Origin of the sequence: Neisseria sp. HMSC067G12 (assembly GCF_001812725.1) — a bacterium.
Classification (GTDB): domain Bacteria; phylum Pseudomonadota; class Gammaproteobacteria; order Burkholderiales; family Neisseriaceae; genus Neisseria; species Neisseria perflava.
In genome coordinates, this window is record NZ_KV810212.1 from 216,747 (window position 1) to 237,744 (window position 20,998).

18 protein-coding genes are annotated in these 20,998 nt (G+C 50.2%); 10 read left to right on the forward strand and 8 right to left on the reverse strand.

Going from position 1 to position 20,998, the window contains the following annotated elements:
- Positions 1 to 54: 54 nt before the first annotated feature.
- Positions 55 to 1,482: an MFS transporter gene (locus HMPREF2871_RS08615; protein WP_049336971.1), complete on the reverse strand. Its 1,428-nt coding sequence runs from the start codon at positions 1,480 to 1,482 to the stop codon at positions 55 to 57.
- Positions 1,483 to 1,618: 136 nt separating this feature from the next.
- Here HMPREF2871_RS08615 and HMPREF2871_RS08620 point away from each other — a divergent pair, with 136 nt between their 5' ends.
- From HMPREF2871_RS08620 to HMPREF2871_RS08630, 3 genes are all read left to right on the forward strand, one after another.
- On the forward strand, positions 1,619 to 2,185 hold the full coding sequence (locus tag HMPREF2871_RS08620; protein WP_049344266.1) for an NADPH-dependent FMN reductase: 567 nt from the start codon (positions 1,619 to 1,621) through the stop codon (positions 2,183 to 2,185).
- A gap of 147 nt (positions 2,186 to 2,332) precedes the next feature.
- A complete protein-coding gene (locus HMPREF2871_RS08625) occupies positions 2,333 to 3,010 on the forward strand; it encodes a response regulator (RefSeq protein ID WP_049344268.1) in 678 nt (225 codons plus the stop codon).
- Between the two features lie 29 nt (positions 3,011 to 3,039).
- Positions 3,040 to 4,353, forward strand: coding sequence for a sensor histidine kinase (locus tag HMPREF2871_RS08630; RefSeq protein ID WP_049344271.1), 1,314 nt, complete (start codon positions 3,040 to 3,042; stop codon positions 4,351 to 4,353).
- Positions 4,354 to 4,482: 129 nt separating this feature from the next.
- On the opposite strand, the gene aroB is transcribed toward HMPREF2871_RS08630, so the two are convergent.
- The 7 genes from aroB to pilM form a co-directional block, all read right to left on the reverse strand.
- Positions 4,483 to 5,562: a 3-dehydroquinate synthase gene (gene aroB, locus HMPREF2871_RS08635; RefSeq protein WP_049344273.1), complete on the reverse strand. Its 1,080-nt coding sequence runs from the start codon at positions 5,560 to 5,562 to the stop codon at positions 4,483 to 4,485.
- Between the two features lie 22 nt (positions 5,563 to 5,584).
- The gene (locus HMPREF2871_RS08640; protein WP_049344360.1) at positions 5,585 to 6,097 is read right to left on the reverse strand and encodes a shikimate kinase; all 513 of its coding nucleotides are present in this window, start codon (positions 6,095 to 6,097) and stop codon (positions 5,585 to 5,587) included.
- A gap of 130 nt (positions 6,098 to 6,227) precedes the next feature.
- Positions 6,228 to 8,360, reverse strand: coding sequence for a type IV pilus secretin PilQ (gene pilQ, locus HMPREF2871_RS08645; RefSeq protein WP_049344275.1), 2,133 nt, complete (start codon positions 8,358 to 8,360; stop codon positions 6,228 to 6,230).
- 20 nt (positions 8,361 to 8,380) lie between these two features.
- On the reverse strand, positions 8,381 to 8,923 hold the full coding sequence (locus HMPREF2871_RS08650; protein ID WP_049344277.1) for a pilus assembly protein PilP: 543 nt from the start codon (positions 8,921 to 8,923) through the stop codon (positions 8,381 to 8,383).
- A gap of 15 nt (positions 8,924 to 8,938) precedes the next feature.
- Entirely contained in the window at positions 8,939 to 9,610 is a 672-nt protein-coding gene (pilO, locus tag HMPREF2871_RS08655; RefSeq protein ID WP_049336961.1) for a type IV pilus inner membrane component PilO, read from the reverse strand.
- Positions 9,610 to 10,233, reverse strand: a complete 624-nt coding sequence (locus tag HMPREF2871_RS08660; RefSeq protein WP_049336960.1) for a PilN domain-containing protein — start codon at positions 10,231 to 10,233, stop codon at positions 9,610 to 9,612. Before HMPREF2871_RS08660 ends, pilO begins: the two co-directional genes overlap by 1 nt.
- Before the next feature lie 4 nt (positions 10,234 to 10,237).
- Positions 10,238 to 11,329 carry a type IV pilus assembly protein PilM gene (gene pilM, locus HMPREF2871_RS08665; RefSeq protein ID WP_049336959.1) on the reverse strand — a complete coding sequence of 364 codons (1,092 nt, stop codon included), beginning with the start codon at positions 11,327 to 11,329 and terminating at the stop codon, positions 10,238 to 10,240.
- A 152-nt stretch (positions 11,330 to 11,481) separates the two neighbouring features.
- Here pilM and HMPREF2871_RS08670 point away from each other — a divergent pair, with 152 nt between their 5' ends.
- From HMPREF2871_RS08670 to HMPREF2871_RS08700, 7 genes are all read left to right on the forward strand, one after another.
- A complete protein-coding gene (locus HMPREF2871_RS08670) occupies positions 11,482 to 13,869 on the forward strand; it encodes a penicillin-binding protein 1A (protein ID WP_049344279.1) in 2,388 nt (795 codons plus the stop codon).
- 60 nt (positions 13,870 to 13,929) lie between these two features.
- Entirely contained in the window at positions 13,930 to 14,766 is an 837-nt protein-coding gene (locus tag HMPREF2871_RS08675) for a PHP domain-containing protein (protein ID WP_049344281.1), read from the forward strand.
- A 135-nt stretch (positions 14,767 to 14,901) separates the two neighbouring features.
- On the forward strand, positions 14,902 to 15,744 hold the full coding sequence (locus tag HMPREF2871_RS08680; protein WP_049344283.1) for a class II glutamine amidotransferase: 843 nt from the start codon (positions 14,902 to 14,904) through the stop codon (positions 15,742 to 15,744).
- A 200-nt stretch (positions 15,745 to 15,944) separates the two neighbouring features.
- On the forward strand, positions 15,945 to 16,397 hold the full coding sequence (gene nrdR / locus HMPREF2871_RS08685) for a transcriptional regulator NrdR (protein WP_004520863.1): 453 nt from the start codon (positions 15,945 to 15,947) through the stop codon (positions 16,395 to 16,397).
- Positions 16,398 to 16,411: 14 nt separating this feature from the next.
- Complete coding sequence (gene ribD, locus HMPREF2871_RS08690) at positions 16,412 to 17,530, forward strand: bifunctional diaminohydroxyphosphoribosylaminopyrimidine deaminase/5-amino-6-(5-phosphoribosylamino)uracil reductase RibD (RefSeq protein ID WP_049344287.1); 1,119 nt, start codon at positions 16,412 to 16,414, stop codon at positions 17,528 to 17,530.
- A 560-nt stretch (positions 17,531 to 18,090) separates the two neighbouring features.
- Positions 18,091 to 19,398 carry a nucleotide sugar dehydrogenase gene (locus tag HMPREF2871_RS08695; protein ID WP_070629756.1) on the forward strand — a complete coding sequence of 436 codons (1,308 nt, stop codon included), beginning with the start codon at positions 18,091 to 18,093 and terminating at the stop codon, positions 19,396 to 19,398.
- Positions 19,399 to 19,567: 169 nt separating this feature from the next.
- Positions 19,568 to 20,995 carry an oligosaccharide flippase family protein gene (locus tag HMPREF2871_RS08700; protein ID WP_070629754.1) on the forward strand — a complete coding sequence of 476 codons (1,428 nt, stop codon included), beginning with the start codon at positions 19,568 to 19,570 and terminating at the stop codon, positions 20,993 to 20,995.
- The last annotated feature ends 3 nt before the right edge of the window (positions 20,996 to 20,998 follow it).

Sequence of the window (20,998 nt, forward strand, 5' to 3'; positions counted from 1 at the left end):
ATAAATTCTTACGAGGTGCTTAGGCCGTCTGAACGTTTCAGACGGCCTTTTTCTTTATTTCTGATGCGCTTTCAAACGTAAAGCAAACATGACGACCACAACACCGACAACCAAAGCGCAACCCATCGCCAAATGGATACCGTCCAGCATTGCCTGTTGCGGCATATCTGCGCTGGAAAGTTTCTCGCCGATATTGGTCGCACCAACAAAAAACGCCGCGCCGATGGCACCGGCAATCGGGTTGATGGTGGTCAGAATCGCCGCACCGTGCGGATTGAGCATTTTCGGCAACGCGTTCAGACCATGGGTTTCGCCGGTTACACAAGCAGACACGGAAAGCGCCAACAGCGTAAACATCGCCGTCAACATCACCACTTGCGTATCAATCCGCAAAAACAGCCACAATACCGCCAACGACACCACCAGCATCACTGTTGCCGGCAAAACGACAAAGCGTCCGCCCTTTTTGTCCAACAATTTGCCGAACAAAGGCGCGGCAACCGCTTGGGCAATACTGGCAGGCATCAGGATCAGGCCAGTTGCCGTACCGGTCAGCATCAACACTTGCTGCGTGTACATCGGCACCATCAGTTCCAAGCCCAAAAACAGGAATATCGCACCGGCCAAAATCACAACGCAATATCTGAACTGTTTGTATTCAAACGCACGAAGGTTCAACAACGGCGTAGCCAAACGGAACTGCCGGCGCGCAAACCACCCCACCAGTACAACGGAAGCAGCAAAGAGCAGGATAAATTCCAGCAGCGGCATATGGGCAAAATTACTGCTCGCATAAACCAACCCGCCGAAGCCCACAATCGACAGCACAGCCGACAACATATCAATTTTCGGACGGCTGATGTTGCTCAAATTGACCGTTAAATATTTGCCCGCCAGCACCATCGCCGCCAACATAAACGGCGCGGTAAAACCGAACAGCACGCGCCAATGCGTATGGTCGATGATGATGCCCGACAGCGTCGGCCCCATTGCAGGCGCGGCGGTAAACATCATGGTAATCACACCCATCGCCGTTCCGCGCCTGTTGGGAGGGAAAATCGACAACACACCGTTAAACAGAAGCGGGACAAAAAACGCGGCAGACACTGCCTGCACCATCCGACCGACCACCAATACGCCAAACGTCGGTGCAAACACGCAAATCAGCGATCCTGCTAAAAACGTTGCCTGCGTAAACAGCACCATTTTGCGCGTTTCAAACCATTGAATCACGCCTGCCGTAATCGGCGTAAATGCCCCCATGACCAGCAAAAAGCCCGTTGTCAGCCATTGAACCGTGGTCTTATCGACACCAAAATCCTTCATAATCGGCGTAAGCGCGACATTCAACAGCGTGTCGTTGAGATAGCCGAAAAATGCGCCGATGAATAAGGTGGCGACAATGGTTTTAGCAGGAAAGTCGGTATCGTCGGCGTAGTATTCGTGTGCCGTTTCACCCTCTTGCGAATCAGAAGCGTGCATAATAATTTGAAATATCAGCGAAACCGTTATTTTAGCATAAACCATTTTGACAGGCCGTCTGAAACCTTGACCGCTTCCCCAGATAACACTAAAATTTAGAATTGTTTTCATTTTTATTATTAAACAGGAGAAAAACATGTCAAAGAAAGTCAGCATCTTGGTCGGCAGCCTGCGTAAAGGCTCGTTCGCACGAAAAGTCGCACAAAACGTCATTCCCATGTTCCACGAAGGCTACGAAGCGCAAATCGTCGAAATCGGCCATTTGCCTTTATACAACTTCGACTACGACGATCCTGCCGTTACCGACTTCCCCACTCCATCCAGCTATACCGAGTTCCGTGAAACCATCAAAGCCTCTGCCGGCGTATTGTTCGTGACTTCCGAAAACAACCGTACCGTCCCCGCCTGCCTGAAAAACGCCATCGACATCGGCTCCAAACCCAATGCCGATGTTGCCTGGAAAAAAACACCGGCCGGCATCATCAGCCATTCTGTCGGTAAAATGGGCGGTTATAGCGCGCAAAAAAATCTGCGCCTTGCCCTTTCGTATTTCGATATGCCATTGACCGGCCAACCGGAAGTGTTTCTCGGCAACTCGCCTACCCTGTTTGACGACAACGGCCAGCTCATCGAATCCGCGCGCGGATTTGTTCAAGGCTATATCGACCAATTGGTTGCCTTGATTGAGAAAAACCCTAAATAATCGGGATTGAAGCATACAGGCCGTCTGAAAAACGAAATTTCAGACGGCCTCATCTTTTGCAAAAAATCAGTTTTTAGACAGCTCCTAAATTTTTACTAATTGAGTGCGGTTATAATCACTGTCCACCCATCCTCACGGAGAACTTCCATGCGCGTATTATTGGTTGAAGACGATGCCATGATTGCCCAAGCCGTCAGTGCCAACCTGAAAGACACCGGCTACGCTGTCGATTGGGTCAGCCGCGGTTCGGAAGTTGCCGCAGCAGTGGCGGCGCAGGCATACGATTTGCTGCTTTTGGATTTGGGTTTGCCCGGCAAAGACGGTTTGGACGTATTGGCGCAAATCCGCAACGGCGGCTGTACCGTTCCCGTCTTAATCGTGACCGCGCGCGATGATTTGCACAGCCGCCTCAACGGCCTAGACGGCGGCGCAGACGACTACATCGTCAAACCCTTCGACATGGCGGAGCTGCAAGCCCGTATGCGCGCCGTATTGCGCCGACACGGCGGACAGGCGCAAACGCTACTAACCAACGGCATCATCATGCTCAACCCTTCCACCCATCAGGCAGAAGTGGTCGGGCAGGAACAGGCCATCATGCTCAGCAACAAAGAATTTGCCGTCCTCCAAGCCCTGCTGCTGCGTCCGGGCATGATTCTGTCGCGCAGCGATTTGGAAGACAAAATCTACGGCTGGGGCGAAGAAGTCGAAAGCAACGCCGTTGACTTCCTGATTCACGCCTTACGCAAAAAACTCGGCAAAGAAGCGATTCAAAACGTCCGCGGGGTCGGCTGGCTGGTTGCACAAAACAACCAGGCCGTCTGAAAAACCAAAACAATATCAACACACAAACCATGCAACGCCTTATCCACACTATCAAACAATCCCTGCAAGTCCGGATCAGCCTCGCCCTGATCTGTATGCTCCTGCCCCTCTCCATTCTTGCAGGCATATTTTCATATTACGATACTTATCACGAGACCCAAGAGGTTCAAGACGATCTGTTGCGCCAAGTCGCGAACTATCTCGACCCGAGCGATGCCGATGACGAGAATCACTCACTCGACAACGACAACAAGATTTCCGTTCAATTTCCCAATACGCCCAACCCCATTGTCAGCCTGCCTGAGAAGATTTCAGACGGCCTGCACACCATTCAGTCTGATGACGACGACGATTACTACCGCGTTTATACCCGCACCACCAAACAAGGCCGCATTGCCGTCATGCAGGAAAGCGACTACCGCGAAGAGCTGGCCGAAATGGCTGCCGTGCAGAGCATCCTCCCCATGCTCCTCGCCCTGCCCCTGATTATCCTGCTCACCGTCTGGATTACCCACCGCACCATGCGTTCCGTCAAAACCCTGTCCAACGATTTGGAGCTGCGCCAAATCAACGACCTCTCGCCTATGGACACGCAAGACATTCCCAGCGAAATCCAAGGCTTTGTCGTCGCCATCAACAACCTGTTGCAACGTACCGATGAAAACGTCCGCCAACAGCAACGCTTTATCGCCGATGCCGCACACGAATTGCGCAGCCCCATGACCGCCCTTTCCCTTCAGGCAGAGAGGCTCAACAATATGCAGCTGTCCGCCGAAGCGCGCGAGCAGTCCGCCCTGTTGCAACAAAGCATACAGCGCAACCGCCACCTGCTCGAGCAACTCCTCTCCCTCGCACGCGCCCAAGCGCCCGAAACCCAACGCCCCAAAACCCTGATCAGCCTGCAAAACCAGTTCCGCCGCGTCTTGCAGGAACTCATGCCGCTGGCGCTGGCCAAAGGTCAAGACATCGGCGTCGCCGTCGAAAACGACTGCCAAATCCACGCCGATGACACCGAAATCTACACCCTCATCAAAACCTTTACCGACAACGCCATCCGCTATACTCCCAAAGGCGGCCGCATCGATTTGGGCTTTGACGAAACCGCCGAATACCTCAACATCTGGGTGGAAGACAACGGCCCCGGCATTCCCCCAAGCGAACGCCAACGCGTTATCGACCCTTTCTACCGTATTCTCGGCACCGAACAACAAGGCACCGGACTTGGCCTGTCCATCGCAGACACCATTGTCAAACGCCATCAAGGCCGTCTGAAACTGGCCGACAGCCGACGCTTTGACAGCGGCTTGTTGATTATTGCCGAGTTGGATAAAAAGATGCTTTAAATAATTGACCCGCCCAAATTGGTTTATCTAGCTTTAATCCGATAAATGAAAACGTTTTAAAACCAAAGGCCGTCTGAAAATGACTTTCAGACGGCCTTTTTATATTTTGAAGCAAACCTACTTCATTCCTCACAAATACGGTTGCAAGGTTTGGCGGAGGATTTCCATATCGGTAATTTCGGTAATATTGGCTTTGCCCAAGTATTCCAAACCGACAAAACGCATGATGCCGCTGCTGACTTTTTTGTCGTGGCTCATGTGTTCAATCCATTTTTCAAAGGAGAAAACGGGCGGCGCAGACGGGAGGGAAGCGGCTTCCATTAAAGCGGCAATGCGGTCGGTGTCGGCCTGTCGGGTTTTGCCCAAGATTTGCGACAAACGGGAAGCGAGGACGCAACCGGCGGCAACGGCTTCTCCGTGCAGCCATACGCCGTAGCCCATTTCGGCTTCGATGGCATGGCCGAAAGTGTGGCCGAGATTAAGCCATGCGCGGATGCCCTGCTCGGTTTCGTCTTGGGCAACAATATCGGCCTTCATTTTGCAGCAATGGTAAACGGCTTCCGCCATTTTTTCTTGATGTTGCGCCATCAGGTCGGCCATATTTTCTTCCAACCAGGCAAAAAATTCGGCATCGCCCAATGCGCCGTATTTGATGACTTCGGCCATGCCTGCGGAAAGTTCGCGTTGCGGCAGCGTTTGCAAGGCGGTCAAATCGGCCAAAACGGCTTGCGGCTGGTAAAACGCGCCAATCATGTTTTTACCGAGCGGATGGTTGATGGCGGTTTTACCGCCGACCGAGGAATCGACCTGGCTGAGCAATGTGGTCGGTACTTGGATAAAAGGTGCGCCACGCTGATAAGTCGCCGCGGCAAAACCGACCATATCGCCTATCACGCCGCCGCCCAAAGCGATTAAAGTGGTTTTGCGTTCGGCACGGTTTTGCATCAGGCCATCGTAAATCAGGTTGAGCGTCTGCCAGTTTTTATATTCTTCGCCGTCGGGAAGGATAATGCTGAAATGTGGCACGCCCACTCTGTCTAAGGCCGTCTGAAGCTGTTTGAGATAAAGCGGCGCAACGGTTTCGTTGGTAATGATGGCTGTTTTTTTACCTAAATAGGGCTGAAGCAGCATATCTGCTTGCTCAATCAGTTTATGCCCGATAAAGATGGGGTATTGATGGGACGGGGTCTGGACAGTCAGTGTGCGCATGGTATTCCTTTGCAAAGCGTATTTATTCGTCTAAAGCCTGTATCAGGCGTTTGAGCGTTTTGTGACAACTGTCGGATTCGATGACGAGATGGGCGGTTTGGCGGTACAGCGTATCGCGTTGGTCATACAGCTCTTGCAGTTTGGCCAAAGGGTCGGCAACTTGCAACAGCGGCCGGTTGCTGTCGTAACGTGTACGCTCCAGCAAGGTTTCAGGGCTAGCATGCAGATAAACAACCATGCCGTTTTGGCGCAGAATCTGTCTGTTTTCACTGCGTAACACAGAGCCGCCACCGGTCGATAAAACGATGTTGCGCCGGGAAGCAAGCTTCTTCAGCATATTGGTTTCGCGGTTGCGGAAGCCTTCCTCCCCTTCCATCTCAAAAATGGTCGGAATGGATACGCCCGAAGAAGCGCAGATTTCGTAGTCACTGTCGTAAAACGGGCATTCAAACATTTGGGCAAGCTGCTTGCCCAAAGTGGTTTTGCCCGCGCCCATCAGCCCGATTAAAATTAAATTACCGTTGATTTTTTCCATGTGGGTCATTTTATACGATATGGCGGTTTCTTGGAAAAGTTCGTGGTTTTTCAGACGGCCTGAAACGAAAGGCCGTCTGAAAACGAAAACAGGCATACCTTTGCAGGTATGCCTGTTTGTTATTCTAAAATCAATAACGCAGATTGTTACCCACATTATCCATAATGCGCGGCGTGATGAAAATCAACAGCTCACGACGATTTTCACGCTTGCCGCGTGATTTGAACAGATTGCCGACAACAGGAATATCGCCCAAAACAGGGACTTTGTTCACTGCATTGGTGCTTTCTTCTTCGTAAATACCGCCGACAATCAGCGTACCGCCATCTTCAACCATGGCTTGGGTATTCAAGTGTTTGGTGTTGATACACTTGGTTGTCAGAGAATCCACGGTACAGTCGATCGGGGTATCGCGATTAATCTTCACAGTCATGATGATTTGACCGTCAGGCGTAATATTCGGCGTTACGGTCAAGCCCAAAACGGCTTTCTTGAAGGTAATCGAAGTCGCACCGCTGGAAGAAGCTTCTTGGTAAGGAATTTCCGTACCGGATTCGATTTTGGCTTCTTTGCGGTCTTGTGTCAGCACACGCGGATTGGAAATGGTTTTGCTCTTACCTTGTTCTTCAGACGCGCTGATTTCCAAACCCAATGCACCGGACGAGAACGCACGCACCAGCGCAATGCTGTTGACTGCGGCTGCGGTCGGCAGGCTGACGTTCGGATCCAAAGACCAAGTAGGATAGCGGACATCACCACGGTTAAACGAGGCATTGGTATTGTAGTTGGTTTGTGCATTGCTCCAGTTGCTGCCCCATGCGTTACGGCCACTTGCACCACCGGAACCAAATTTAACGCCCAAGTTGCGGAAGAAGGTATCTTCTGCTTCAACAATGCGCGCTTCCACCATCACTTGACGGGTTGGAACGTCCAATTCATCAATCAGTTTGCGGAATTTCTCAATCACGCCGCGGTTGTCGGTCACGATCAGCGTATTGGTAGCCGGATCGATTAAGGCGCTGCCTCGGTTGCTCAACAGAGTATTGCGGGTATTGGAATTATTGCTGTCGTATTCTTCCAAGCGCAGAATTTTGCGGAATTCTTCCACGTTTTTGTATTTCAACTGGAAGGTTTGAGAATACAGCGGACCCAATTCGGCAATCTCTTTTTCAGCCTGCAAGAAGGCTTTGTCTTTTGCCAACAATTCATCGCGGGGGGCGATATTGATAATGTTGCCTTGACGGCGCATATCCAAATTGCGCGCCTGCATGACCAAATCCAAAGCCTGATCCCAAGGTACATCTTTCAAGGACAAAGTCATGGTGCCTTTGACGGTATCGCTGGCAACAATATTCACGCCGGATTCTTTCGCCAAAATCTGCAAGATGGTACGAACTTCTACATCTTGGAAATCCAAAGAAATTTTACGGCCTTTGAACGATTTGTTCGCATTGTGGTTCAAGCCGCCGGATTCGGTATTGGCGGCTTTAGGCGATACTTCAAATACAAAACGGCCTGAAGAAGCTTTGGTATTGATGTCCCAATTCGCATTATTGTTGCGGATAATGAGCTGGGTAGAATTGCCGATACGTTTGAGCGTAACGTTTTGTACAGGGGTATTGAAGTCAGCCACATCCAAACTGCGTTGCGCTTGTGTCGGCAGCGTATGGTTTTTCAATGTCACAACCACGCGGTCGCGCTGCTGTTTAATGTCCGGCTGTCCGCTAAAACCTGGGGCGGACAATTCAATAATGCCGGAATTGCGTGCGCCTTTGCGGAAATCGATATTGGCTGCTGAAACGGCTTGATAAGTCTGAGCAGCACGCGCGGTAGACGGCGTAGCCGCACGTTCATTGGCAATGGCAGCATTGGTTTGATCAGTAGATTCATTTACAAATACCCAAACTTCGTTGCCGCGAATCTCAGTATTGTATTGGCTGATTTTGTTCAAACCCAAAACCACGCGTGCACGGTCATTGTTTTGTGCCGCAGTAATTTGATGCAGCAATGGGTCGGCATATTCCAAAACAGGCTGAGGCAAACGGATATTGGTGTTGGCAAAATCCAATGCGATACGCGCCGGAGTAGATGTTACAAAACCATGAGGTGTAGTGACGTCTTTGTCGAAACGGATTTTGATGATTTTTTGGTTGTCAGGCAAAGTGGAAACGTTGATATCGGTAATATTGCCTGCAAAGGCCGTCTGAACAGCGAGGGCAACGCTGAAGCCGGCAAATAATTTTGTCATGTGCTTGGTTTTCATAATCGAGTGAGACCCCTAAATTAATTTGAATTCGAACTATCGGAGCTATTGGAAGAATCCGCCTCTTTACTGCTCAATGGCAATTCGGCCTTCCGGTACACCCAGTTGCCGTAGCTGTCTTCAACTTGCTCGGTCAAGATAATTTTGTCTTCGGTAATACTTTGGATTCTGCCGTAATTCTGACCGATGTAGTTTCCGGGATAAACGGTATAAACATGGTCGTTGACCTTGATAAATCCGGAAACTTTGCCGCCGCTTTGCAGCGTTCCGACAAAGGCCATATTTTCCAAACTGAAGGCTTCCAATGTTTCTTTCGGACGGTTCACATCCGGCGCATTGCCGCCTTTAGGGGCAGTGTCCAAACGGCGTGAATCAAACGCATTCATGCCTTTAAAGTTCGGCGGGTTATACGGCTTAGGCAATGTAACCGTCGGCTCTTCAAACGGAATAATCTTGGATTTTGCTTCCTGACGGGTTTGCGTCATCCATTGAGTCAAATCTTCATAGCTTTGCGTACAGGCTGCCAAGGGAAGAAGACTTAAGAGTAAGATGATTTTTTTCATGATTTCCCTATTCTTTTATTTTTGCTCATTCTCGGCAGGTTTGCCTTCTTCTTGTGCCTGTTGCGCAGCCAATTCGGCAGCAATCTCTTCGGCCGGACGTGCTTTATAAGTCGTCGCAATCGCGCTCAATGTCAACTCGCCTTTATTGCCTTTGCCTTCTTTGTCCTCGCCTGCATTCACGAGTTTTAAAGAATCTAAAGTAATAATGCGCGACAAATCGCCTACATCACGGGTAAATTGACTGATCTGTGAGTATTTGCCTGTGATGGAAATCTGATACGGCAGTTTTTGAATCGGACCATCGTTTTCAGGTTGGAGCGGTGCAACGCTATCCAAACGCAACCCGTTGGTTGAACCTGCCTGATGAAGCTCTTGAATCAGGTTCGGAATTTCCGCGTCGGTCGGCAGTTGTTTCAACAAAACATCAAATGCAGAGCGGATCGAAGCCAATTCAGCCTTCAGATTATTCAAGCTTGCCGCCTGAATGCTTTTACGCGTAAAGGTTTCCTTCAGCTCTTCCTCTTTAGCTTCCTGCGTATTCAGGGTCTCAATCTGATCTTTAAATACGCCGACATAGCCCAAAGCCAACACACCGACAATCAATAAACCCGCCAGCAAAAGTTTTGAAGGCATATTGAGCAGGTACAGGTTTTGTACGTCCAATTGTTTCAGGTTTTTAGATGCCATTATTGAGCCTCCGGAGCAGGTTCTGCCACAGGTTCGGCCATTTCACCGCTGCTTTGGGCAGTCGGTGCAGGAGCCGGCGTATTCACTTGGTTGATTGAAGATTTCAAAGTAAATTCTTGGTAGTTATCTACTTTTTTAATGCTCAACAATTCAGGCTGCAAGAAAATACCTGTACTTGGCAGGGAGCGCATCATAACGGCGATTTTATTGTCGCTGACGGCATGGCCGCTGATTTTATAGCTGGTCGAGCTTTCCGCTTCCAACGCAGTCAAATAAGTATTATCGGGTGTAAGCGCATTCAAAGAATCAAGGATATAGGCCGCTTGATAGCGTTTTTCCTGTAACTCTTCCACTTTCAGTTTCTTGGCCAAGAAGGCTTCTTTTTCTTGCTGAAGTTTATCGATTTCGCCCAATTCTCTATCAAGTCTGTCGATTTCGGTTTGCAGGAAGTTGTTGCGCCCTTCTTGATTACTGATGGCGCTGTCAATACCGAGATAGGTAGCGGCCGCCAAGCCCAAACCCACTGCAAAAGCGCCAAGCATCAATACTTTGAATTGCTGCTGCTTGCGCTGTTTAATCTCTTCCCGATACGGAAGAAGGTTGATTCTGGTTAATTCGATCATGTTCTCAAAGCCCCCTTAATGCCAATCCGAACGCCAAAGTCAGTGACGGCGCATCAATTTGAAACTGCGGCAATTCTACTTTTGCACTGCGTTCCACATATGAAATCGGATGCAGATATTCTGTTGCCGTATTGGTTTGCGAGAAAATGCTTTCCGCCAAACCTGCCTGCTGCGCGGTAAAGCCGGTCAGCAGGATGTGTTTGATATTGGAGAAAGAATCAGTGGCCTGCGTGGTATAGTAAAATTGCAAAACACGCTGAACCTCCTGCGCAACCTGCACATTAAAACGGTCGGCAATCTGAGACTGGTAGTCGGAAGGCTTGTTTTGGGAAGCCATCATTTGTGCGGCTTTTTCTTCAGTTACCTGATAAGTACGCTGAATCAGCTGATTGAGCTGCTCTGTACTGACCGGCGTTTCTTGTTTGTAGAGGATACGGCCGTTTTGCAGGATCAGGGCATACATTTGCGTCGCATGAATGCCAAACACGGCAACTTTTTCATCTGCCATTTCGGGAGCATGCGTATTCATCCAATGAACAAAGGCATTGCGTTGCGCCAGCAAGTCTAAATCCAAAGCGGACAAAGGCAAGCCCGCATTCTCAAACATTTCAATGCGTGGCTCGACATCGTCTTTTTTGGCAGCAACAGCTAAAACATGCTGGCCTGAACCGACTTCTTCGGCTTGAAAGTCGTAGTTCATTTCTTCAATAGGCGCAAATTGGCCGACTTCCGCTTCGACAAACTCTTCCAAGTCCAAATCGGTATCACGCGGGTTGTAAATAATTTGCTCGACTGTCGCCAAATTTTGTGGCACGGCCGCAACAATATTTTTGCAAGAACTGCGTAATTGTGTGTAAGTATGTTGGATGTAAGTAGCAAGCTGATCGTAGTCTTGAATTTTGTTGCCTTTGACAATATTTTTAGGCAATTTGGTAATAACGTATTTTTCCAGCTGAATTTGGTTTAAACTACGGCCTGTCAGTTGTACCATCTTAATGGCATGTTGGCTGATATCGACACCGATGGCAGAGCGGTTGTTCAATCCACTAGAAGCCTTGCCTGTTTTGGTATCTTTCGTGCTTTTAAATAAGCGCATGATTTGACTTCCCTGTATCATTTAGGAGTGAGTAACTGTTTCGTTATCCGTAAAGGACTTCTTATTCTTTGCACAGTATTAACTGTGGCTGATAGAAATCGTTTCCCATTTTACTTTATTTATCGCCATTAATGGCAAATTATTACTTAGTCATGATTAAAAAGATTATAACGACCTGCCTGGGTCTCTTATTGGGACTGGCTCTTTTCGGCGTGGGGCTGATTGCAATTGCAATTTTGGTCACCTATCCGAAACTGCCGTCTTTGGACACTTTACAACACTACAAACCCAAAATGCCGCTGACGATTTATTCTTCAGACGGCCAAGTGATTGGCGTTTACGGCGAGCAACGGCGTGAATTCACCAAAATCGGTGACTTTCCCAAAGTTTTGAAAAATGCCGTGATTGCCGCCGAAGACAAACGCTTCTACGACCACTGGGGCGTGGACGTTTGGGGTGTGGCGCGCGCCGCGATCGGCAACGTCATGGCCGGCGGCGTCCAATCCGGTGCCAGTACGATTACGCAACAGGTTGCTAAAAACTTCTACCTGAGCAGCGAGCGTTCGTTCACCCGTAAATTCAACGAAGCCCTGTTGGCCTACAAAATCGAGCAGTCTTTGAGCAAAGACAAGATTTTGGAGCTGTACTTCAACCAAATCTATTTGGGTCAACGCGCTTATGGTTTTGCATCTGCAGCCCAAATTTATTTCAACAAAAATGTTAACGAGTTAACATTGGCCGAAGCCGCCATGTTGGCCGGCTTGCCCAAAGCCCCTTCCGCCTACAATCCGATTGTAAATCCTGAACGCGCCAAACTGCGTCAGGCTTATATTCTGAACAATATGCTGGAAGAAGGCATGATTACCCTGCAGCAACGCGATCAGGCTTTGAAAGAAGAGTTGCATTACGAGCGTTTTGTACAAAACATCGATCAAAGCGCCCTGTACGTTGCCGAAATGGTGCGTCAAGAGCTGTTTGAGAAATACGGCGAAGATGCCTACACTCAAGGCTTCAAGGTATATACCACCGTCGACACCGCACACCAGCGCGTGGCCACCGAGGCCCTGCGTAAAGTCCTGCGCAATTTCGACCGCGGCAGCAGCTACCGCGGTGCAGAAAACTACATCGACCTGAGCAAAAGCGACAACGTAGAAGAAACCGTCAGCCAATACCTTTCTACACTTTACACCGTCGATAAAATGATTCCGGCGGTTGTATTGGAAGCCTCCCGCAAAGGTGTACAGATTCAATTGCCGAGCGGCCGTAAAGTCACGCTGAACAGCCACGCTTTAGGCTTTGCCGCCCGTGCCGTCAACAACGAAAAAATGGGCGAAGACCGCATCCGCCGCGGCTCCGTCATCCGCGTTAAAGGCAGCGGCGATACCTTTACCGTCGTTCAAGAGCCTTTGCTGCAAGGCGCATTGGTGTCTTTAGATGCGAAAACCGGTGCAGTCCGCGCATTGGTCGGCGGCTACGACTACCACAGCAAAACCTTCAACCGCGCAACTCAAGCCATGCGCCAACCCGGCTCTACGTTTAAACCGTTTGTTTATTCCGCCGCTTTGGCAAAAGGCATGACTGCCTCCACCATGATTAACGATGCGCCGATTTCCCTGCCGGGCAAAGGTGCAAACGGCAAAGTGTGGAACCCGAAAAATTCAGACGGCCGCTATTCCGGTTACATCACGCTGCGCCAGGCTTTGACCGCTTCGAAAAACATGGTGTCCATCCGCATCCTGATGTCTATCGGCATCGGCTACGCGCAACAATACATCCAACGCTTCGGCTTCAAGCCGTCTGAAATCCCTGCTAGCCTGTCTATGGCTTTGGGTACAGGCGAAACCACACCGTTGCGTATTGCAGAAGGTTACAGCGTCTTTGCCAACGGCGGTTACAAAGTATCTGCCCACGTCATCGACAAAATCTACGACAGCCAAGGCCGTCTGAGAGCGCAAATGCAACCTTTGGTAGCCGGTGAGAACGCACCTCAGGCCATTGACCCGCGCAACGCCTACATCATGTACAAAATCATGCAAGACGTTGTCCGTGTCGGTACCGCACGCGGTGCAGCCGCACTCGGCCGCGCCGACATCGCCGGTAAAACCGGTACCACCAACGACAACAAAGACGCATGGTTTGTCGGCTTCAACCCTAGCGTTGTGACTGCCGTCTATATCGGCTTTGACAAACCGCGCAGCATGGGTCGTGCAGGTTACGGTGGTACAATCGCCGTACCGGTTTGGGTAGAATACATGCGCTTCGCCCTGAAAGGCACCAGCGTCAAACCGATGAAAGCACCTGAAGGCGTGGTTACAAACGGCGGCGAAGTGTATATGCGCGAACGCATGACCACCAGCTCCGACCTGGCCTTGGACAACAGCGGCGTTGCTCCGCGTCCTGCCCATCGTGCCGTTCCGAATGAAAACCGCCGCCGTACCGAGAGCGGCAATGCGCCAGCCCGTGAAGAATTAGACGAAACCCCAGTTCTGCCAAGCAATACCGGCAACAATAACAGACAACAACTGGACTCTCTGTTCTAACAAATCAAGGCCGTCTGAAACGTTCAGACGGCCTTTTTTGAGAAAATTCAAAGCAAAACCATGATTGATTTACACTGCCATTCAACCGTTTCAGACGGCATGCTTTCCCCAACCGAAGTCGTCCGACTCGCCCTTCAAAACGGTTGCACCCTGCTCGCCCTGACCGACCACGACCATACCGGCGGACTTGCCGAAGCACGTGCCGAAGCCGATACCCTCGGCCTCCCCTTCGTCAACGGCGTGGAAATATCCGTCACTTGGCGCGGCCGCACCATCCACATTGTCGGTTTGGACTTTGACGAACACAACGAAGCCCTGCAAAACCTGCTTGCCGAAGTCCGCAAAGGCCGTCTAAAACGATTGGAAGCCATCGCGGCCAAACTGGAGAAAAAAGGCATAACAGGCTCGTATGAAGGCGCGCTGGCATTGGCCGCCAACAAAGAAATGGCCAGCCGTACCCACATTGCCGAATTCCTCATTCGCGAAGGCCATGTTAAAAACAAACAGCAGGCATTTACCAAATATCTGGGCGACGGCAAATCCTGTTCCGTCAGACACGAATGGGCCACACTGGAAGACTGTGTAGCCGCGATTACAGGCGCGGGCGGCATGGCTATTATCGCCCACCCGATGCGCTATGAATTATCCGCTACCGCCAAACGAAACCTGTTTCAAGAATTTAAAAACCTTGGCGGCGCAGGGATTGAAGTACACAGCGGCAACTGCTGTAAAAACGACCGCCTCAACTATGCCCTGCTTGCCGACCGCTTCGACTTTCTCGCCAGCGCAGGCAGCGACTTCCACCGCCCCAACGACTTCAGCGGCGGCATACTCGGCGCCTGTCCCGACCTACCCGAACAATGCCGTCCTGTCTGGAAACACTTTAAGGCCGTCTGAATTTTTGACAGCAATTTTTCAGACGGCCTGCCAAGTATGAGACAGTTATAAACATATCACACTCTACATATTGAAACTGCCTGCCCGATACACCATAATAACCCTATAAATACCCCAAAAATAAAGGTTAACACCATGTGCCAACTGCTCGGCATGAATTGCAACACTCCCACAGACATCATGTTTTCTTTTGAAGGCTTCCGTCGTCGCGGCGGCATTACCGACCACCACGCCGACGGCTTCGGTATCGGCTTTTTCGAAGGCAAAGGCGTGCGCTTGTTTCACGACGACAAACCCAGCGCCAACTCGCCCGTTGCCGACTTGGTACGCGCCTACCAAATCAAATCTGAAAACGTTATCGCCCATATCCGCAAGGCCTCACAAGGCCAGACCTCATTGGCGAACACTCATCCCTTCATGCGCGAGATGTGGGGCGAATATTGGCTGTTTGCCCACAACGGCCATTTAATTGATTTTTTCCCCGAGCAGGGCGAGTACTACCATGCCGTCGGCTCAACCGATTCCGAACGCGCGTTCTGCTTTATTCTCAACCGCCTGCGCAGCCGCTTTGCCACCAAGCCCAAACCTGAAGTTTTGTTTGACGCCATTGCCGGCCTGACCCATGAAATCCGCCGCTACGGTTTGTTTAATTTCGTGATGTCCAACGGCGACTGCCTGTTTGCCCACGCCAGTACCTTGCTGCACTACATTGTGCGTAAAGCCCCGTTTGGCAAAGCACGTTTGCTGGACGATGATGTCATGGTCGATTTTTCAGAAGTGACCACCCCGAACGATAAAGTTTCCGTCATCGCCACCCTGCCCCTGACCCGCGACGAAACCTGGTCGCAATTGGCAGTCAATGAATTGGTGATGTTTCAAGACGGCGACATTGTCCTCAGCGACCGCCCCGATAATCCGGTTTACATGAGCGCGGAAGAAGGTTTGGAAATCGCCCGTGCCGTCGGCGTATCGGTTTGACGTTTGATTGACTGAAAAACATAAGGCCGTCTGAAAAGCCCAACTTCGCCAAAGTTGCCCTTTCAGACGGCCTTTTTATACCTAAATTCTACGCAAAAGCCTTTACTATACGAAAATAACGCAATCCGCTACAATAATAGTTCACAAACAATAAATTCAATTGCTTAGCGACCTTGCCGAGCGTATGACAAGGAAACCCGATGAAGTGCCCGTTTTGCCAACACCCCAACACTCAAGTAACCGACTCGCGATGGCTGGAAGACACCAACAGCATCCGTCGCCGCCGCAAATGCTTGGAATGCGGACAACGCTTCAGCACTTTTGAAACCGTTGAAATGCGGATGCCGCAAGTCATCAAATCCAACGGCACACGGGTTCCCTTCAATGCGCACAAACTGCAGACCAGCCTTGAGCGCGCGCTGCACAAACGTCCTGTCACACAAGAACAAATCGATGAAACCGTTGCCCTGATCGAGCAGCGCCTCTACCGTTTGGGCAAAAAAGAAGTCGCTTCGCACATCGTTGGCGAAATGGCGATGGAGGAACTGGCAAAAATCGACCAAGTTGCTTATGTCCGCTTCGCGTCCGTCTATAAAAGCTTTAAAGACGTTTCCGAATTCACCCAAGTCATCGCCGAATGCAAAGCCAAATAAGGCCGTCTGAAACCATGTTTTCCGCACTTGATACCCAAATGATGCAAACCGCCCTCGAGCTGGCCAAGCTTGGGCGGTTTTCTACTTCCCCCAATCCCCGCGTCGGTTGCGTAATTGCACACGGCGCACAAATCGTCGGACAAGGTTTCCACGTCAAAGCAGGCGAGCCGCACGCTGAAGTTCATGCGTTGAGGCAGGCCGGAGCGGCGGCCAAAGGCGCAACGGCCTATGTCACGCTGGAACCTTGCAGCCATTACGGCCGCACACCGCCATGCGCCGAAGCGCTGGTTCATTCCGGTGTAACGCGCGTGGTTGCCGCCATGACCGACCCTAACCCGTTGGTCTCAGGCAAAGGCTTATCCATGCTGGAAGCCGCCGGAATCCGTACCGAAAGCGGTTTGCTGGAAGCTCAGGCGCGCGAACTCAACCGCGGTTTCCTGTCGCGTATCGAACGCGGCAGACCGTTTGTCCGTCTCAAGTGCGCCGCCAGTTTGGACGGCAAAACCGCCCTTTCAGACGGCCGCAGCTTTTGGATTACCGGCGAAGCAGCACGCGAAGACGTACAAATTCTCCGTGCCGAAAGTTGCGCCGTTTTGACCGGTATCGGTACCGTACTTGCCGACAACCCGAAACTCAACGTTCGCAGCTTCCCCACCCTGCGCCAACCTGCGCGTATCGTCTTGGACAGCCGACTGCAAATCCCTTTGGACTGCCACCTCGTGACCGATACCGACAGCCCGACCGTTATCGTTACCCTTTCCTCAGACGAACAACGTTTGCAGGCGCTGGGTAAATTTGAACATATCCGCATCATCAGGCCGTCTGAGCACATCAACGGCCGCATCAATCTTCTTTCACTCATGCCGCAACTGGCAGAACTTGGCTTTGGCGAAGTTCTGGTAGAAGCCGGCTCAACACTTGCTTCAGCCTTCCTGAAGGATGACTTGGTGGATGAAATCGTCCTCTACCAAGCACCGAAACTGTTAGGCGCAGGCAAACCTCTTTTCTCCCTCCCTGAAAATCCGGCCGCCCTACTTTCAGACGGCCCTTGGCAAAGTCAATCGGTAGAAATCATCGGGCAGGACATTAAATGGGTTCTCCGAAAAAAAATCCGTCTAATTGCCTCAACTTAATAATTAAACCATTGTAAATAGAATATATCTATCATTTATATAGCAATAAATGTAATTTTTTCGTCAATATATTATAATGACTTTAGCGTATTCCAATTTAAAACTTTGACTTAAGTTAACTATCCTTAAGCCGATTGTCGACAAATTTTCCTTTTTTTCATCACGAAATAATGGATTATTAAGATAAGTTAAGCCACGAAAATTTATTAAAAGTTTTTATTCTAGAAGGGTTTTAAACGGCATAAACGGTAGTTTCATTTCATGAATCATACATTTGACAAAACAATATCTAAAATCAAAACATGTGGTTGAATGTAATTTCTAAAAATTAAGCATTCAAAAATACCGTTTCCATACCATAGAGGCCGCCTGAACGACCGTTAAACTTTTTTGATTGAGACGAATCAGATAAGTGCTTATGATTTTGTCTAATGTAATTATAAGTATGGTTTTAAGGCTTCACACGATACGGCAGCCGGCTATGGCTATGCGGTTGCAGCAAACAACTCAGGCATCGGGCAAACACTCCCGATTTACTCATTCATTACACGAAAGACATCATGAAAAACATTACGATACAAAAATTTGCCGATAAGACCGCAAAAATCGGCATCGTTGGCTTAGGCTACGTCGGTTTACCACTGATGTTGCGCTATGTGGATATCGGTTACCAAGTTTTGGGTTTCGACATTGACACCAACAAAGTCGACAAGCTCAACAAAGGCGAAAGCTACATCGAGCATATCCCTTCCGACAAAATTGCCGCTGCTTCCAACAGCCTGTTTGAAGCAACGACAGACTTCTCCCGCATCGGCGAAGTAGAAGCCGTCATTTTGTGCGTACCGACTCCGCTGAACAAATACCGCGAGCCGGACATGAGCTTTGTGATCGACACTACCGATGCGGTAAAACCTTACCTGCGCGCCGGCCAAGTGCTGTCTTTGGAATCCACTACCTACCCCGGTACTACCGAAGAAGAATTGCTGCCGCGCATGGAAGAAGGCGGCTTGAAAGTCGGTCAAGACGTGTTCTTGGTTTACTCTCCTGAGCGTGAAGACCCGGGTAACCCTAACTTTGAAACCCGTACCATTCCAAAAGTCATCGGCGGCCATACCCCTGCTTGTTTGGAAGTCGGCCTGGCGCTGTACCAACCTGCCATCGATAAAGTTGTTCCAGTAAGCTCCACCAAAGCGGCAGAGCTGACCAAACTTTTGGAAAACATCCACCGCGCCGTAAACATCGGCTTGGTGAACGAGATGAAAATCGTTGCCGACAAAATGGGCATCGACATTCACGAAGTCATCAATGCCGCTGCAACCAAACCGTTCGGCTTCGTTGCTTATTACCCAGGCCCTGGCTTGGGCGGCCATTGTATCCCTATCGACCCGTTCTACCTGACTTGGAAAGCACGCGAATACGGCGTAAACACCCGTTTCATCGAATTGGCAGGTGAAGTGAACTCCCACATGCCCGACTACGTTATCGAAAAAGTCGGCCTGGCTTTGAATGATCACAACCGTTCTATCAAAGACAGCAAAATCTTGGTATTGGGTATCGCCTACAAGAAAAACGTGGACGATATGCGCGAAAGCCCGTCCGTGGAAGTTATGGACCGCCTGCACAAACTGGGCGCGGTGGTTTCCTACTCTGACCCGCACGTTCCAAAGTTCCCGCACATCCCCGGCCACCACTACTTCGATCTGAAGAGCGAAGCGCTGACCCCTGAAACTGTCGCCCAATACGATTGCGTGGTTCTGACCACCGATCACGACAAATTCGACTATGACATGATCACCGAACATGCCAAGCTGATTGTCGATACTCGCGGCAAATTCCCAGTGAAAAATCCTAAAGTCATCAAAGCATAATCTTGATTCAGACGCATCCGGCTGCCTCCGGTTTCTCCGACCGGGACGGCGGCCGGTTTCCCAAGGCCATTTGTTTTTTCAGACGGCCTTGGGAAACCGGCAACGGTAACAACGCATACCTTACGAAAAACGCTCAGCTCTAACTTCTGGCCGTCTGAAAACAAATAATATGAACGCGAAAAAAATCCTCGGCTACGCATTGGGCCCGATAGGAAGCGCCGCTTTCGGCCTGCTTTCCCTGCCGCTCATCTCATGGTACTTCCCTGCGGAAGACATCGGCCGTATCGTACTCTTGCAGACCATTGCCGGATTGAGCATCCTGTTGCTGGGCTTGGGGCTGGACCAATCCTATATTCGCGACTATTACGCCGTTAAAGACAAGGCCGTGCTGTTCAAATCTGTTTTTTTATCGCCATTGATTCTGACGGTGGCGGTTGTGGTTTTAGTGTTACTGATAAACGCATCATGGCCGTCTGAAATCATTTTTGACATCCCCAGTGCAAATTTGGGGATTCTCTTTCTGATTTTCTTGGCCACCACGCTGATTACCCGTTTTTTAGCTCTGATTTTGCGGATGAAAGAGCAGGCATTGGCTTTTTCCGTCAGCCAGCTTGCGCCAAAATTCTTGATTTTGGTGTTGGTTTTTGCCGTGATTGCCTCCGGCCGGCCTGCCAATACCACTTCGCTGGTTTTTGCCTACACCGCCGCCCAAGTGCTGACCGTTGTACTGCTGATATATCAGCTGCGCCAAGACCTGCAAGCCGTTTCCCATGCGAAATGGTCGTCCGAGCTACATCGAGACGGCCTGCGCTACGGCCTGCCGCTGGCATTCGGCAACTTGGCCTATTGGGGGTTGACTTCGATTGACCGCTTCGTCCTCAAAAACATCTCGGGTTTGGACGAATTGGGCATTTACTCGATGGCGGTCAGTTTCGGCGCTGTCGCCCTGATTTTCCAAAGCGTGTTTTCCACCATTTGGGCACCTTTGGTGTTCAAATGGGTAGAAGAAAAAACCAATCTGGATAAAATCGGCGACATCACGCTTTCCATGACCGTCCTCATCAGCGCAATGATTTGCCTCATCGGGATTTTCTCGCCGATGGCGACCTGGATACTGCCGGAAAAATATACGCAGGTTCAATTTATCCTGCTCTCGTGTATGCTTTTCCCCCTGTTTTACACGCTGACCGAAGTCAGCGGCATCGGTTTGAACGTCGTCCGCTCGACTTGGCTGATTACCGTCATCAACATCGTTGCCTTTATCGCCAATACCGCCCTGCTCTATCTGCTGGTGCCGAAATTCGGTGCAAAAGGTGCTGCTATGGCCAGTGCAACGGCTTTTTGGCTGTTTTTCATCTTTAAAACCGAATTCTCTTCACGCCTGTGGCAGCCTTTGCCGCGCCTGAAGATCTATACCAATTCAACACTCTGCCTGATGATCTGCCTTGCCTATACTTGGCTGGGTACGCGCGACAACTACATTTGGTTTGCGCTGGCATGGGCAGTCGGACTGGGTTTCCTGTTCCTAAAATACAAACACGCACTATTTGCCGCGACCGAAAAAATCAAAGCCAAATTAAACCGTTCGGCAAAATAGCCA

What these genes read in the sequence shown, in the direction of transcription:
- HMPREF2871_RS08615 (WP_049336971.1), bottom strand. Translation starts at nt 1,482, where the DNA reads ATGCACGCTTCTGATTCGCAAGAGGGTGAAACGGCACACGAATACTAC.
- HMPREF2871_RS08620 (WP_049344266.1), top strand. Translation starts at nt 1,619, where the DNA reads ATGTCAAAGAAAGTCAGCATCTTGGTCGGCAGCCTGCGTAAAGGCTCG.
- HMPREF2871_RS08625 (WP_049344268.1), top strand. Translation starts at nt 2,333, where the DNA reads ATGCGCGTATTATTGGTTGAAGACGATGCCATGATTGCCCAAGCCGTC.
- HMPREF2871_RS08630 (WP_049344271.1), top strand. Translation starts at nt 3,040, where the DNA reads ATGCAACGCCTTATCCACACTATCAAACAATCCCTGCAAGTCCGGATC.
- aroB (WP_049344273.1), bottom strand. Translation starts at nt 5,562, where the DNA reads ATGCGCACACTGACTGTCCAGACCCCGTCCCATCAATACCCCATCTTT.
- HMPREF2871_RS08640 (WP_049344360.1), bottom strand. Translation starts at nt 6,097, where the DNA reads ATGGAAAAAATCAACGGTAATTTAATTTTAATCGGGCTGATGGGCGCG.
- pilQ (WP_049344275.1), bottom strand. Translation starts at nt 8,360, where the DNA reads ATGAAAACCAAGCACATGACAAAATTATTTGCCGGCTTCAGCGTTGCC.
- HMPREF2871_RS08650 (WP_049344277.1), bottom strand. Translation starts at nt 8,923, where the DNA reads ATGAAAAAAATCATCTTACTCTTAAGTCTTCTTCCCTTGGCAGCCTGT.
- pilO (WP_049336961.1), bottom strand. Translation starts at nt 9,610, where the DNA reads ATGGCATCTAAAAACCTGAAACAATTGGACGTACAAAACCTGTACCTG.
- HMPREF2871_RS08660 (WP_049336960.1), bottom strand. Translation starts at nt 10,233, where the DNA reads ATGATCGAATTAACCAGAATCAACCTTCTTCCGTATCGGGAAGAGATT.
- pilM (WP_049336959.1), bottom strand. Translation starts at nt 11,329, where the DNA reads ATGCGCTTATTTAAAAGCACGAAAGATACCAAAACAGGCAAGGCTTCT.
- HMPREF2871_RS08670 (WP_049344279.1), top strand. Translation starts at nt 11,482, where the DNA reads ATGATTAAAAAGATTATAACGACCTGCCTGGGTCTCTTATTGGGACTG.
- HMPREF2871_RS08675 (WP_049344281.1), top strand. Translation starts at nt 13,930, where the DNA reads ATGATTGATTTACACTGCCATTCAACCGTTTCAGACGGCATGCTTTCC.
- HMPREF2871_RS08680 (WP_049344283.1), top strand. Translation starts at nt 14,902, where the DNA reads ATGTGCCAACTGCTCGGCATGAATTGCAACACTCCCACAGACATCATG.
- nrdR (WP_004520863.1), top strand. Translation starts at nt 15,945, where the DNA reads ATGAAGTGCCCGTTTTGCCAACACCCCAACACTCAAGTAACCGACTCG.
- ribD (WP_049344287.1), top strand. Translation starts at nt 16,412, where the DNA reads ATGTTTTCCGCACTTGATACCCAAATGATGCAAACCGCCCTCGAGCTG.
- HMPREF2871_RS08695 (WP_070629756.1), top strand. Translation starts at nt 18,091, where the DNA reads ATGAAAAACATTACGATACAAAAATTTGCCGATAAGACCGCAAAAATC.
- HMPREF2871_RS08700 (WP_070629754.1), top strand. Translation starts at nt 19,568, where the DNA reads ATGAACGCGAAAAAAATCCTCGGCTACGCATTGGGCCCGATAGGAAGC.